The following is a 13,798-nucleotide window of genomic DNA, read 5'->3' as shown; positions in this document are numbered from 1 at the left end:
CGCCATGTTACTTCCCCTTCAAATTGGAATTACCGGCGGAATTGGATCCGGGAAAAGCGTTGTTTGTAAACTCTTTTCCTGTCTTGGAATTCCCGTTTACAATGCAGACAGCCGCGCAAAATGGCTGACCAATCACAATCTGCAAATCATTAAAAGTGTTGTCGCTCTCCTGGGAAGCGACGCTTACGACGCAGAAGGGCTGTATAACACATCCTACGTAAGCTCGCTGGTTTTCAAAAATGAAGATTTACTTAAAAAGCTGAATGCGATCATTCATCCCGTTGTTATGCAGGACACTGCTGATTGGGTTGAAAATCATGCGACTTCGCCATATGTTGTAAAAGAGGCGGCCATTATGAACAAAGCCGGCGACCGGAATGCGCTGGATTTTGTGGTTGTAGTAGAAGCGCCGCTGGAATTGCGTGTAAGCAGGATTTTGCAGAGAGATAAGCGGAGTGAAGATGAAATCAGGGCAATTGTAAAAAGGCAGGTTTCCGACGAAGAGCGGAAGAAAGTGGCTGATTTTTTTATTAATAATGATGAAGAATCGGCGTTAATCCCACAGGTTTTGAAACTGCATAATATTTTCAAGGCAGGGAAGATTTCAAATTAAAAGTCCACATCCAATCCCAAAGCTTGTTTCAATTCCAGCAAATAGGGATTTTTCTCCGCCATATAATTAAATTTCTCTGCGGGTGTGTAGGGAAGCCTGTTCACCTCCTGAGGCGCTACACGCGGGTTTATTTCCAATCTCGGTGCGTCGATGCGGCTTTTGAGATAACTGAGCAATTCATAGCGAACATTAGCCATTGCTTCCAGCTGATGCGTGTTGTCCAGCGCGATTTCGATGCTTGTTCCGTCCAGCTTGAACTCTTTATTCAAACTAATCTCTTCCGTTGTTGAATTGCCTGCTATCCTTCGTTTTTCGGCGAATTCATACCAGTGCGTCTGTAATGTTTCAAATGTCAATGCTTCCTTTCTGGCATTGTTGGAAACAGCTGCTGCTACATTTTCACTCTGTCCTTTCGGCGCTTCCTTCACGGCGAGGTCTGCATTAGGCGCAGTTGGGGCTAATGCAATGGTGTTTTTGAGCCGCGACGGAGCTTGTGCGGGCTGGGCGGCACGCGCAGGCGCATCCGCGTAGTTTCCGTTGGTTGGGATTCCATTGGCTTGAATCCCATTGATTTGCGGTTCTGCAGGCGTTACCGGAGCCGGATTTAATGGTTTTAGCTCAGGCTCAACTTTTTTTTTTGCCGTTTCATCAACGGCGGCAAGCGAAGAAAGTTGAAGAACGTGGGGCAGGTTGGCGAGCTTCATCAAACAAAGCTCAACGTGTAACCGCTGGTTTTTGGCCGATTTATAATTGATATCACACTGACTTGCAATGCTCAGCGCCGATAACAAAAAGCTCATATCCGCCAATGCAGATTGCTGCTGATATTTTCGTTCCGCTGATTCAGAAACCTGCAAGAGCGTCACAGTTTGCGGGTCTTTGCAAACGAGCAAATTCCGGAAATGTTCCAAGAGACCGACAACGAATAAGTGTCCGTCAAAGCCTTTTCTTAAAATTTCATCAAACAAAACAAGCGACCGGGCAATGCTGCCGGAAGTTAACGCATCTGTGATCTTGAAATAATAATCATAATCCAGAATGTGCAGGTTTTCCAGCACAGCCTCATAAGTGAGCCTGTTATCAGTCGAAAAAGTTACATTCAGGTCAAACATCGAAAGCGCATCCCTAAGACCGCCATCAGCCTTTTGACCGATTAATTCCAATGCTTCCTTTTCTGTTTCAATGCCTTCTTTCTGAGCGATATCAGCAAGGTGATAAGCTATGTCTTTGGGTTGAATGCGGTTGAAATCAAAGATCTGGCAACGTGAGAGAATAGTTGGCAGGATTTTATGCTTTTCCGTTGTAGCCAGAATAAAAATGGCATAACCCGGCGGCTCTTCCAATGTTTTCAAGAATGCATTGAACGCGGCCTGCGAGAGCATATGAACCTCATCGATAATGTAGATCTTGTACTTTCCGGTTTGAGGCGGGTAACGAACCTGATCAATGAGGTTACGGATATCTTCGACGGAGTTATTAGAAGCAGCATCCAGCTCGTGGATGTTGAATGATGCATTGTTTTGAAAGCTCACACAAGATTCGCATTCTCCACAGGCTTCTACATCGTCGCCAAGGTTCTGGCAGTTAATCGTTTTGGCCAAAATCCTTGCGCAAGTAGTCTTTCCAACCCCTCTTGGCCCACAAAAAAGAAAGGCCTGCGCCAGGTGGTTGGTGCGGATTGCGTTTTTTAAAGTTGTAGTGATGTGTGACTGGCCAACCACCGAATCGAAAGTGACGGGACGATACTTTCTGGCCGAGACAACGAAATTATCCATAGCGCAAGATACTTCCATGCGCTCGAATTTCAAAGTTACTTTTTCTCAACAAGCGGGTAAACACGCACGTAATCGATCTCCATTTTGCGGGGGAAAATGCTGTCATCCACGCCTTTCTGTCCACCCCAGTTGCCTCCAACTGCGATATTTAAAATTAAATGAAAAGGTTTATCAAAAGGCCATTGCGACCAGTCGTAACCCGGCTCTTTGGTAAAAGTAAAATAGTCTTTACCGTCTAAAAGGATCTTTATGGATTCAGGCGTCCACTCGCAGGAGTAGGTATGAAACTCGTCCGAAACGGTTTCGACGATTACATTATTACCCTTATTTGTGCCGATTGCGTGGTTAAATGCTTTGGTATGAATGTTCCCATGGATTTTATTCTGATCAAATCCGACGTGTTCCATGATATCAATTTCACCGTTGTCCGGCCAGCCCTTATTTCCATAATCATTTCCGCTCGCCAGCATCCAGATTGCCGGCCAGGTGCCACGTCCTTTTGGCAGTTTTGCACGAATTTCAAATTTGCCATACGTGAAATCACCTTTGCCCTTAGAAACCAGGCGCGCTGAGCTGTAATTGGCTTTTCCAGATTTTTCCTTTATTGCTTCAATGATCAAATGCCCGTTCTCGACCTTTGCATTTTCGATCTTATCCGTATAGTTTTCCAGCTCATTGTTCCCCCAGCCGTCATCCCCCAGGTCATAGCTCCATTTTTTAGGATCAGGCTTACCGGAATAGTCGAATTCATCCCGCCAGGAAGGAGAGGCGGCGAATTCGTATTTATCCGACTTCTCCGCCAAGATCGAGCCTTCCGGCTGCGCACAGCAGAAAAACACATTGGCCAGGATTGTAATGAATGCCAAGCTCATATTCCTAAACCTTTTTTAGCCTCTTCCCTTTGTTTTCTTCTTTCGTAAATTGGAGACAGATCACTTTTGCTAAGCAATTCATTAGCACGAACAAGTTTTTTTTGTACAATAGGATGGTTAGTCACATCACTCAGAACAACAAGTTTAAATTTCGTTTTCATAGCTTTTCAATTAAATAATAGTCATAGTCTGTATTCGGTTGAAAATATTCTGAAAAGTCGCCGATTACACCTGATACAATGAACAACTTGGAGATTTGATGAATTTCCCTGTTAATAACGATTCGATACATCCTGTGCCTTCGTTCATCACTTCCGAGAAACATAACAACGCAATCGGGGTTTCTTTCGAAAAAATGATGGATAATTTGAAAAACTGTCGCTAAAACTTTTCTGAAATCTCCATTTCTGGTTTCGACAACATCGCACAGACTTCCATCCTGCAATACATCCAGAAGCGCCAGATTGTATGTGCCAGAAGCTCCCGTTCCGACAAACAAAACAACTTTTTGTACTGCTTTGGTTGCGCTGATACTGACGAACTCGTATCGAAACTCAGCATTAAAAACAGAAAAAGGGTAAGGCTTAATGTCCATTAGGTCTGAATAGTGTGTGAATTTGTCCTCAAACATAATCCTTTTCTCCTATTTATGAAAACACATTAATTACTTGAAACTGACCAAATACTCGTAATTTTACGGGAGAGACATTTAATGATTGAATGAGGGAAATTAAGCTTAGTACTGAGGTCGGGATTGCTCCGTCGGAATGGAAAATTAGCCAGCATTCCAGGGTTATGACAATCGGTTCTTGTTTTGCGGATGTGCTTGGAAATCAGCTTGGCGGATATAAATTTCCAGTGCTGAATAATTATTTTGGAACCGTTTTTAATCCCCTGGCGATTGCAAAAATACTGGACGGAATTATAGAGAACAGGCAGCCGAATTCGGCGCTTTTTTTACAGAACCCGGACAAAATTTGGCTTCATCACGATTTTCATTCATCCTTATATGGGCTTGATCAGGCCCGTTTGCAAGCAGAGTTGACAGAAAGGTCAGCGACAGCGAAGGTGTTTCTGCAAGGGGCAGATGTGCTGGTTATCACATTCGGAACCGCGTTCGCATATAGGCACAAGCAGACCAATCAAATAATTGGCAATTGTCACAAGCTGCCTTCCGATCGTTTCGTGAAAGAATTGCTGCATCCAGACCAAATTATGATCGCTTATGAGCAGCTGATACAAAAACTGCAGTCTTTTCGAAGAAATCTTAGAGTTATATTGACGGTAAGCCCTGTCCGGCATACGCGTGACACACTGCCGCTGAACCAGGTTAGCAAGTCCACATTGCGTTTGGTTTGCCATCGATTATCGGAGAAATATAAGCAGGTCGAATACTTTCCCTCTTACGAAATCATGATGGATGAGCTGCGCGATTACCGGTTTTATGAGGAGGATTTAATTCACCCTAATAAACTCGCCGAGGACATTATATTCAATGCGTTTAGCAACGCTTACCTGGACAACAATGCGCTGGGTTTCATGAAAGAATGGGACGCAATTCGCCAAATGATGTTTCACCGGCCACTACACGGCGCCACAGAAAGTCATCAGAAATTGCTGAAAAACGTGCTGACAAAATTGAAAGCGCTTTCTTTACAAATTGACGTGACCAAAGAAATCGCAGAAATTGAAGACAAAATCCTTGAATTTTCGGGTCAGGGTTAAACTCATTGGGTTTAATTCGTGTTGCATAATACCAGAGTAAAAGAATACATATTTTTAAGTTTCAGGGCTTCGTCCAGCATCTTATCACGAGGTCTTAACCAGAATAATGGGAGAATTTACAATCAATAAAGAGAAAGTTTTACAGGCGCTCAGCACTGTTGAAGAGCCGGACCTGAAAAAGGACCTGGTAACGCTGGGCATGATTCAGGACATTGAAATCGGGGTGAATCAGGTGAGGTTTACGGTTGTTTTGACAACGCCTGCATGTCCTTTGAAAGAGTTGATCCGCAGAAATTGCGAAGCGGCCATTCATGAACATTTAAATCCTGACGTTGAGGTTATTATCAAACTCACTGCCAATGTTACTTCCACACGCCAGTCAGGACCGATTATCCCGGGCGTGAAGAATGTAATTGCTATTTCTTCGGGAAAAGGCGGCGTGGGTAAATCAACGGTAACCGCAAATCTTGCGATGGCGCTGCACCGTTCGGGCGCTAAGGTCGGCATTATTGACGCCGATATCTTTGGGCCTTCAATCCCGGTCATGTTCGGTGCAGAGAATATGCAGCCCACGATCACACCGAAGGACGGCAAAAACTACATCAACCCGATCCGCCAATACGGGATTAAAATGATCTCGATTGGTTTCCTGACACCGCCTGATAGCGCCGTGGTATGGCGCGGGCCGATGGCCAGCCAGGCTTTGAAGCAGTTTTTTGCGGATACGGATTGGGGCGATCTGGATTATCTTCTGATAGATCTTCCGCCGGGAACAAGCGATATACATTTAACATTGGTGCAAACGGTGCCCGTTACGGGCGCTGTGATTGTAACAACACCTCAAAAAGTGGCCCTGGCGGACGCTATTAAAGGTTTGCAGATGTTTAAGCAGCCGCAAATTAATGTCCCGATATTGGGTGTGATTGAAAATATGGCTTGGTTTACGCCGGAAGAGATGCCCGATCATCAATATTATATTTTTGGAAAAGGCGGCGGCCAGTTGCTTGCTGATAAGTTTGATGTTCCATTATTAGGTCAAATTCCGTTGGTGCAAGGCATTAGGGAAGCGGGTGACGAAGGCCGTCCTGCGGTAATGGATGTGAATCCGATTGTGAACGACGCATTCCGTGATGCGGCCGAGTCACTGGCGCAGCAGGTGGCAATCAGGAATGCCTCGAAGGAAAAAACGCAGCCTGTTGAAATCCAGGTTTAAGCCGTAAATGTTAACGATTTGATTTTTTGAATATATTCTTGCATCTTAGCAAATAGATTTTTTAACAATGGATTCAAAAGAAAAAACAATAGAACTCATCGAGCAAGCGCTTGATTCGGTACGACCTTACTTGCATGCAGACGGTGGAGATGTGAAATTTGTGGAATTGACTGATGATCTGGTCGTTAAATTGGAATTGCAGGGCTCTTGCCAAAGCTGCCCCATGAGCGCAATGACGTTTCGCGCCGGTCTTGAAGAATCCATTCGCAAAGCTGTCCCGCACGTCAGCAAAGTTGTCTCTGTGAATGTTCCTGAACTCGCCTGAACGGGGCGGTTTTAATAACTGAATTTTAGTAAAAGCAGCTTTTCTAATCGATTAGCTGCTTTTTCATTTAAAATTCTCGGGCAATCCCGCCAGAAATTGATTCGTCCCGATTAGTACGTTATATTGCGCGTAAGATTTAGAAGATTTTACCTGAATATAAGAATATGCGCATCGGAATATTTTTCGGAGGACCGTCCCGGGAAAGGGAAATTTCATTTGCTGGCGGAAAAACTGCTTTTGAATATCTGGACAAGTCACTGTTTGAGCCAGTTCCGGTCTTTGTTGATAGTTTTGGACGCTTTATCCTGCTTGAAAAACAGCTAATGTATTCCAGTGAAATCCGGGAATTTTATCCGTCGGGGAACAATCATCAAACTGGCTACAAAACCTACATAGAGTCTCATCCCGAGCTGGCCAATCAACCAATTCCGTCCGAAATAGGGACATTATTATCTCCTGATCAATTTAAAGAACATTTCGATTTCGTGTTCTTGGCTATGCACGGTCCTGATTGTGAAGATGGTGCGATCCAGGGTTTATTGGAATGGTATAAAATCCCCTACAGCGGCCCGGGGTTAATGGGATCGGCAGTTGGGATCGATAAAATCCTGCAAAACGAAATGATCGCTCTGGTGAACGGACAGCAGAAAAAAAGCTGGACGCTTCGATATGACCAGTGGGTTCCGCGCGAGTATGCTATTCTTTTTCAGGTTCTTAAAAAACATTTAGGCCTTCCATTGGTGATCAAAGCGCCGCATCAGGGATCTTCGATTGGTGTCGCTATTGTGAAAGATGATTCTTTGGAAGAGTTTGTTTCTGCGGTTAATCAATGCTTTTTTCAGGTTGAACTGGATAACATTACCTGGACAGGAATGGGCGTTTCGGAAAAGCAAGCCTGGGCGCAAAAAGTGGCCAATCTTGACGAAGGAATAGGTTTTCCGGTGGTATTAAATGGTGAGACAATTTATCATCCAGCCAAACTGATCACTATCCTGGACGGCTATTTTTGGGAAGGGAATGAGCATGCATTATTAAGCAGTTCAAATGGTGAAGACCAGGTCTTGATCGAAGAGTTTATTAAAGGGCAGGAATTTTCCTGTGGATGCATTCAGCATGCAGATGGCAAACCGCTGGCTTTGCCTCCGAGCGAAGTGATAAAAATGGTCCAGGTTTTTGATTTTAATGCAAAATATAAGCCTGGCGCGAGCCGGAAACGCATTCCTGTTGATACGAGTCTTGAAAAGAATCAGGAAATTCAAAAAGTAATAGCGACTGTTTTCGAGCAGTTGGGCATCAATGTATGCGTCCGTATAGATGGGTTTTTAACGCCAGAGGGAACGATCGTCTTGCACGACCCGAACACAATCCCCGGAATGTCGCCTACATCATTTATTTTCAAGCAAATGGCTGAAATTGGACTGAATGTAACGCAAGCATTAACCTATCTGGTGCGGCAGTCAATACGGGAGAGAATTCGCTCGGGGAAAAATACCTGGCAGCTGAGAAGCCTGCTCGATAGCCTTGATGAAAAGATCGTAACCGAGAATGTGAAAAGTAAGCCGCTTGAATACATTGTTTTTGCTTCGACGGACGAGGAATACGCGGCTGCAAGGGCAAAATATGGAAGGTTGAACGCAGCGGGAGAGATGAAGCCTGTTCCGGTTTTACGTGCTTCGGATGGAAAGTATTATGTATTGACTAACCCGCTGATGTTCAAGGAATACGTGGCAGATGTAGAAGCATTACTGAACACGGAACGCCATCCTTTACTCACCGAAACGTCGGAAAGAGCCGCCGCTACCACAGCATTTTATGCAGGCAAAGTGAATTTTCAGGTAAGCGTTCATAGCCAATTGGAATCACTGGAAGTTTAACTTGAAATTTGCTGATCATTCCTATTTTGCTAATTAACTATTTAGCTTTACGCGGAGATTTCATTCCTTTTAGAAAAATATAACATTAATGGCACACGGCGCTGAAAAAGTAAGATTAAGCCTTCAAAAGGAAAACACAGGTTGGAAGAAGTGGGGACCTTATTTGTCTGAACGTCAGTGGGGAACGGTTCGCGAGGATTATAGCGGAAACGGAGATGCCTGGAACTATATCACGCACGAAATGGCGCTATCCAAGGCCTATCGCTGGGGCGAAGATGGAATTGGCGGCTTTTCAGACAATAAACAACATATATGTCTCTCCTTTGGATTCTGGAATCATAAAGATAAGATCCTGAAAGAAAGGATATTTGGTTTAACAAACCGCGAATCCAACCACGGCGAGGATGTGAAGGAAATGTACTATTATCTGGATAGTACGCCAACGCATTCCTATACAAAAATGCTGTATAAATATCCGCATGAGGCATTTCCTTACGAAAAATTACGTCAGGAAAACGGCCGCCGCGGTAAGGAAGATCCTGAATACGAAATCATGGACACCGGCGTGTTCGAGAATGATGAATATTTTGATATTTTCATTGAACATGCCAAGGCTGACGAAGAGGACATTATGATGAAGGTGACGGTTTTTAACCGTGGTGCCAAAGATGCTCCGATCACCGTTTTGCCCACAATTATGTTCCGAAACACGTGGTCGTGGGGATATGAGGCCTTCAATTACAAGCCAATTATGAATGGTATTTCCAATCGTTTGATAGAGGTTACGCACCGCAAACATGGAAAATACAACCTTTATCTTGACGGGGCGGACGAGTTGCTGTTTTGTGAAAACGAAACCAACTTTAAAAAACTTTACGGAACTGCGAACAACACGGCCTATCCGAAAGATGGGATCAATGACTATATCGTAAGCAATAAAAAAACGACGACAATAAATCCGAACAGCATCGGAACAAAAGCGTCGGCGCGGTTTACCAGAACCATTAAGGCTGGCGAAAGCACTACATTTAGATTGCGGTTTGTAAATCATTCTATATCAGAGCCTTTTGGTGGTTTCGAAGACCTTTTCGCAAAAAGGATCAGAGAAGCGGATGAGTTTTATGACGATTTGCAACGCGATGTGGCGGATGCGGATTTGAGATCTATACAGCGGCAAGCTTATGCCGGTATGTTGTGGAGCAAGCAATTTTATTATTACAATGTTTACGAATGGCTAAAAGGCGATCCTGCGCAGCCAGGGCCTAATCAAGGCAGGAAATGGGGACGGAATTCCGGGTGGAAGCATTTATATGCGGCCAACATTATCTCTATGCCCGATAAGTGGGAATACCCGTGGTTTGCAGCCTGGGACCTGGCATTTCACTGCGTACCACTGGCGCGGGTGGATGCCGATTTTGCTAAAAGGCAACTAGAAATATTGCTGCGCGAATATTATATGCACCCGAACGGGCAAATTCCGGCTTATGAATGGAATTTCTCGGACGTTAACCCGCCCGTTCATGGCTGGGCAACTTGGAAGGTGTATGAGATTGACCGTGAGCAGAATAACGGTGTAGGAGACATTGAATTTCTTGAAAAAATATTTCATAAACTGCTCCTGAACTTCACCTGGTGGGTCAATCAAAAAGATGATACAGGCAACAACATTTTCAGTGGCGGCTTCCTTGGATTGGATAATATTGGTGTTTTTGACCGGTCGACGCCAATGCCGTTCGGCGGGAAACTTCAACAGGCAGATGCTACGGGCTGGATGGCCATGTACACACTGAATATGCTCCGCATTTCGGTTGAAATTGCGCTTGTACACCCGGTTTACCAGGATATGGCTTCCAAATTCTTTGAGCACTTCCTGCACATTGCGGGTGCGATGGAATCCATAGGCGGTAAAAATTCGTCGATAAGCCTTTGGGACGAAGAAGATCAGTTTTATTATGATGTGATCCACATTCCAAACGGACAGAGTATCCTGCTCAAAGTGAGGTCAATAGTAGGTTTGATTCCGCTTTTTGCCGTAGAGATCCTTGATCCTCAGAATCTGGACAAGATGCCTGTTTTCAAGAGGCGTGTGGAGTGGGTTTTGGCAAACAGGCCTGATCTGGCAAGGTTGATCTCGCGTTGGTTTGAATCCGGAAAAGGGGAGAACAGGCTGCTGTCGATCCTGCGTGGTCACAGGATGAAAATGATCATGAAACGGATGCTGGATGAAAACGAATTCCTATCTGATTATGGCGTAAGGGCTTTGTCTAAATATCACGAAGAAAACCCTTACAAATTTTACATTAATGGTGAAGTGCTGCAGGTAGATTACACTCCTGCTGAGGCACTTACGGATATTATGGGTGGTAATTCCAACTGGCGCGGCCCGATCTGGTTTCCGTTGAACTACCTCATTTTTGACTCCCTCATGAAGTTTCACGCTTATTATGGGGAAGATTTTATGGTAGAATATCCAACAAATTCCGGCAATTTAGCGACGATTAAGGAGGCAGCTGTTGCCATTGCCTGCCGCTTAATCGATATCTTCAAACGCGATGCGGATGGCAACCGAGCGGTTTACGGGCACGATCAGAAAATGCAGAAAGACCCGAATTTCAATGAGCACGTGCTTTTTTACGAATATTTCCATGGAGACAATGGCCGTGGCTGTGGTGCAAGTCACCAAACAGGCTGGACCGGATTGGTAGCCGAGCTCATCCATAAAACAGCGAAAGAAACGGTGAAGGAAACGGAAAAAGAAGTGCTTGAAATAGACAAGTAACTCAACAAATCATAACGTATATTTTTCAATTAATTCCATTCAATCAAATTATGACTGCAAAATTGGAACCCAGTGTAATGACCAAAGTGAGCAGCTGGCTCAACGGTGATTACGATATCGATACCAAACAATCCATTCAACAATTAATCGATGAAGGAAACGATACTGAACTTACAGACGCATTTTATAAAGACCTGGAATTCGGGACGGGTGGGCTGAGAGGCCTTATTGGTATAGGTTCCAACCGCATGAACCGTTACACTGTGGGAACAGCGACACAAGGTTTGGCAAATTACTTAAACCAGGCTTTTCCAGGTGAAGAAATAAAAGTGGCCATTGCTTACGACAGCCGCATTAAATCGGATGAATTTGCCAAAATCATTGCTGACATCTTCTCTGCGAACGGCATTACGGTTTATCTTTTCGAAGCACTTCGCCCTACGCCCGAGCTTTCGTTTGCGATCCGCTTGTTAGGCTGCAAAAGCGGCGTTGTTGTAACGGCTTCGCACAATCCTAAGGAATACAATGGTTACAAAGCATACTGGGATGATGGTTCTCAGGTGGTTGCGCCGCACGACACCAACATTATCAACGAGGTGAATGCGATCACATCCATTGATGACGTGAAATTTGATGGTGATGCATCGAAAATCATTAAGATCGGTGCGGATGTCGATGAAAAATATATGGATCACATTCTGTCGCTTTCTATTTCAAAAGGGGCGCTGGAGCGTCAGAAAGGTTTGAAAATTGTTTACACGCCCTTACATGGGACGGGTGTGACATTGGTTCCGGCACTTTTGGCTAAAATGGGTTTTGAGGCGGTCACTGTGATTGAAGAGCAAGCAGAGCCAAAAGGCAACGGACAATTCCCAACGGTGGTTTATCCAAATCCAGAGGAAAGTGAAGCTATGTCCAAAGCCGTTGAAAAAGCAAAGGAAATTGATGCCGACCTTGTTTTAGGAACAGACCCTGACGCCGATCGCGTAGGGATTGCAGTGAAAAACCACCATGGTGAAATTCAGCTTTTGAATGGTAATCAAACTGCCAGCGTGCTGATTTATTATCTTTTGAATGCCTGGAAAGATGCCGGAAAGCTGACAGGCACTCAGTTTGTTTGTAAAACAATTGTTACCACCGACTTGATCGATAAAATGGCGGCGGCCTATGACGTAAAGTGTTATAATACGCTGACTGGTTTTAAATACATTGCGCAGGTTATTCGTGAGAAAGAAGGCGTTGAGCAATTCATTGGTGGCGGGGAAGAAAGTTATGGCTATCTGATCGGTGACGCCGTTCGTGACAAAGATGCGATTGCATCCTGCGCTATGATCGCGGAATTAACAGCTTATGCAAAAGACAAAGGGTTAAGTCTGTTTGATATGCTTATGGAAATCTATAAGCAGTTTGGTTTCTATTACGAAGGACTTATTTCTTTGACCAAAAAAGGGAAATCAGGGGCAGATGAGATTCAGCAAATGATGGCCGATTTCCGTGCTAACCCGCCAAAGACTTTGGCAGGCTCACCGGTGATCAGAATGGATGATTACAAAGCGCTGAGTACTGTTGACTTTACCAGCGGAACTTCACATTCCATTCCATCGGGTGAAATGGGAATTGAGCCTTCTAATGTGCTTCAATTCTTTACCGAAGATGGCACCAAGTTCACTTGCCGCCCATCGGGAACAGAGCCAAAGATCAAATTTTATGTTGGTGTTCGGGCTGCTTTGGAGAAAAATGAGGACTTCGACAGCGTTTACGCGAGCTTGAAAGAGAAAGTAGCCTCAATCGGCGAAGAGCTTGGATTGAAATAATGGTATTTATTAAATGATAGTGAGGCTGTTCCTGGTGAGCAGCCTCTTTTTTTTGTGATCAGTTTGCATACACGATCACGCATTTTTTGTCAAACCGTTCCTTTTTTATTTCGACTTTAATAACCCTGTCAAAAGGCAGCGCATTCAATTCGTCAACATTAACCTTTTTTTCGTTCAGATAGAGTTCAGCATTCCGATACATATCTGTAATCAAAAACGTATTACCAACCGATTTACCGACGCCGCTTCTTTCAAGGATCGCATCAGAAGCTTTTCCTTCCAATAATCTTTTTGGAAAGATGATCCCATTGCCTTCATACGCAAATTTGGCATTGTTCCTCCTGGCATATTCTGTATCACTTTGTTTGTAATATGCCAATGCTTGTTGGTAATCTGTTTTTATCCGTTGACTTAATGGTTCAGGAATATAATTAGATCCTATAGAAAGCCCATTTTTTACCAGATAACCAGAGTAATGTTTGATTGGCATAGCATTCAAACCTTCCGTTGAGCCAAGGCCGGTTGAGCCGGATTTGCTCTTTACAGAAACGGTGATGGCCGTAATATATCTCTTCAAAGGATCAATTTCCAGGTTCTCAACCATAAAGTCGCCCCCGAATTCGCCTATTTTCTTTCGCATTACGCCCAGGTCCGCGATTGTCATTAATGGGGAAATAGACCAGTAAAGCGTATCATTCCGGATCAAAATGCCTGTCTTTCCAGGGTTGATCAATGGCTGCGCGATAACGGGTGTCAATGCGGCCATGAACAGATTTACTTTCAATAAGCAGACGAAAAGCATAGCAGA

The 13,798-nt window shown here is 44.3% G+C and carries 12 protein-coding genes; 7 read left to right on the top strand and 5 right to left on the bottom strand.

Annotated elements, in window-relative coordinates; genetic code table 11:
• The first annotated feature begins 4 nt into the window (after positions 1–4).
• Positions 5–613, top strand: coding sequence for a dephospho-CoA kinase (gene coaE / locus B5X68_RS04885; RefSeq protein WP_082213504.1), 609 nt, complete (start codon positions 5–7; stop codon positions 611–613).
• Here the strand turns inward: coaE and B5X68_RS04880 are convergent.
• Genes B5X68_RS04880 through B5X68_RS04870 form a run of 4 tightly spaced genes read right to left on the bottom strand, consistent with a single transcriptional unit; the run spans position 610 to position 3,891 of the window.
• The gene (locus B5X68_RS04880; protein WP_082213503.1) at positions 610–2,388 is read right to left on the bottom strand and encodes a DNA polymerase III subunit gamma/tau; all 1,779 of its coding nucleotides are present in this window, start codon (positions 2,386–2,388) and stop codon (positions 610–612) included. The genes coaE and B5X68_RS04880 overlap by 4 nt on opposite strands.
• Positions 2,389–2,423: 35 nt before the next feature.
• Positions 2,424–3,260 (bottom strand): glycoside hydrolase family 16 protein, encoded by an 837-nt coding sequence (locus tag B5X68_RS04875; RefSeq protein ID WP_082213502.1) that lies wholly within the window; start codon positions 3,258–3,260, stop codon positions 2,424–2,426.
• Positions 3,257–3,421 (bottom strand): hypothetical protein, encoded by a 165-nt coding sequence (locus B5X68_RS28850; protein ID WP_170916582.1) that lies wholly within the window; start codon positions 3,419–3,421, stop codon positions 3,257–3,259. The genes B5X68_RS04875 and B5X68_RS28850 overlap by 4 nt, the downstream gene beginning before the upstream one ends.
• Entirely contained in the window at positions 3,418–3,891 is a 474-nt protein-coding gene (locus B5X68_RS04870; RefSeq protein ID WP_082213501.1) for a DUF6934 family protein, read from the bottom strand. Before B5X68_RS04870 ends, B5X68_RS28850 begins: the two co-directional genes overlap by 4 nt.
• 89 nt (positions 3,892–3,980) lie before the next feature.
• Between B5X68_RS04870 and B5X68_RS04865 the strand changes: the two genes are divergently transcribed.
• From B5X68_RS04865 to B5X68_RS04840, 6 genes are all read left to right on the top strand, one after another.
• The gene (locus B5X68_RS04865; protein ID WP_082213500.1) at positions 3,981–4,985 is read left to right on the top strand and encodes a GSCFA domain-containing protein; all 1,005 of its coding nucleotides are present in this window, start codon (positions 3,981–3,983) and stop codon (positions 4,983–4,985) included.
• A gap of 106 nt (positions 4,986–5,091) precedes the next feature.
• Positions 5,092–6,198: an Mrp/NBP35 family ATP-binding protein gene (locus B5X68_RS04860; RefSeq protein WP_082213499.1), complete on the top strand. Its 1,107-nt coding sequence runs from the start codon at positions 5,092–5,094 to the stop codon at positions 6,196–6,198.
• Positions 6,199–6,265: 67 nt separating this feature from the next.
• Positions 6,266–6,523, top strand: coding sequence for a NifU family protein (locus B5X68_RS04855; protein ID WP_082213498.1), 258 nt, complete (start codon positions 6,266–6,268; stop codon positions 6,521–6,523).
• Positions 6,524–6,687: 164 nt separating this feature from the next.
• Positions 6,688–8,397, top strand: coding sequence for a D-alanine--D-alanine ligase family protein (locus tag B5X68_RS04850; RefSeq protein WP_082213497.1), 1,710 nt, complete (start codon positions 6,688–6,690; stop codon positions 8,395–8,397).
• Between the two features lie 88 nt (positions 8,398–8,485).
• Positions 8,486–11,176: an MGH1-like glycoside hydrolase domain-containing protein gene (locus tag B5X68_RS04845; protein ID WP_082213496.1), complete on the top strand. Its 2,691-nt coding sequence runs from the start codon at positions 8,486–8,488 to the stop codon at positions 11,174–11,176.
• A 50-nt stretch (positions 11,177–11,226) separates the two neighbouring features.
• Complete coding sequence (locus tag B5X68_RS04840) at positions 11,227–12,990, top strand: phospho-sugar mutase (protein WP_082213495.1); 1,764 nt, start codon at positions 11,227–11,229, stop codon at positions 12,988–12,990.
• Between the two features lie 58 nt (positions 12,991–13,048).
• Here the strand turns inward: B5X68_RS04840 and B5X68_RS04835 are convergent, their stop codons facing one another.
• Positions 13,049–13,792 carry a hypothetical protein gene (locus tag B5X68_RS04835; protein ID WP_141110192.1) on the bottom strand — a complete coding sequence of 248 codons (744 nt, stop codon included), beginning with the start codon at positions 13,790–13,792 and terminating at the stop codon, positions 13,049–13,051.
• Between the last annotated feature and the right edge of the window lie 6 nt (positions 13,793–13,798).

Source organism: Dyadobacter psychrophilus, from assembly GCF_900167945.1.
GTDB classification, from domain to species: domain Bacteria; phylum Bacteroidota; class Bacteroidia; order Cytophagales; family Spirosomataceae; genus Dyadobacter; species Dyadobacter psychrophilus.
This window is presented reverse-complemented; position numbering and strand designations above follow the sequence as displayed.

Coding starts and splice junctions, on each gene's coding strand:
- coaE (WP_082213504.1), top strand. CDS start 5: ATGTTACTTCCCCTTCAAATTGGAATTACCGGCGGAATTGGATCCGGG.
- B5X68_RS04880 (WP_082213503.1), bottom strand. CDS start 2,388: ATGGATAATTTCGTTGTCTCGGCCAGAAAGTATCGTCCCGTCACTTTC.
- B5X68_RS04875 (WP_082213502.1), bottom strand. CDS start 3,260: ATGAGCTTGGCATTCATTACAATCCTGGCCAATGTGTTTTTCTGCTGT.
- B5X68_RS28850 (WP_170916582.1), bottom strand. CDS start 3,421: ATGAAAACGAAATTTAAACTTGTTGTTCTGAGTGATGTGACTAACCAT.
- B5X68_RS04870 (WP_082213501.1), bottom strand. CDS start 3,891: ATGTTTGAGGACAAATTCACACACTATTCAGACCTAATGGACATTAAG.
- B5X68_RS04865 (WP_082213500.1), top strand. CDS start 3,981: ATGAGGGAAATTAAGCTTAGTACTGAGGTCGGGATTGCTCCGTCGGAA.
- B5X68_RS04860 (WP_082213499.1), top strand. CDS start 5,092: ATGGGAGAATTTACAATCAATAAAGAGAAAGTTTTACAGGCGCTCAGC.
- B5X68_RS04855 (WP_082213498.1), top strand. CDS start 6,266: ATGGATTCAAAAGAAAAAACAATAGAACTCATCGAGCAAGCGCTTGAT.
- B5X68_RS04850 (WP_082213497.1), top strand. CDS start 6,688: ATGCGCATCGGAATATTTTTCGGAGGACCGTCCCGGGAAAGGGAAATT.
- B5X68_RS04845 (WP_082213496.1), top strand. CDS start 8,486: ATGGCACACGGCGCTGAAAAAGTAAGATTAAGCCTTCAAAAGGAAAAC.
- B5X68_RS04840 (WP_082213495.1), top strand. CDS start 11,227: ATGACTGCAAAATTGGAACCCAGTGTAATGACCAAAGTGAGCAGCTGG.
- B5X68_RS04835 (WP_141110192.1), bottom strand. CDS start 13,792: ATGCTTTTCGTCTGCTTATTGAAAGTAAATCTGTTCATGGCCGCATTG.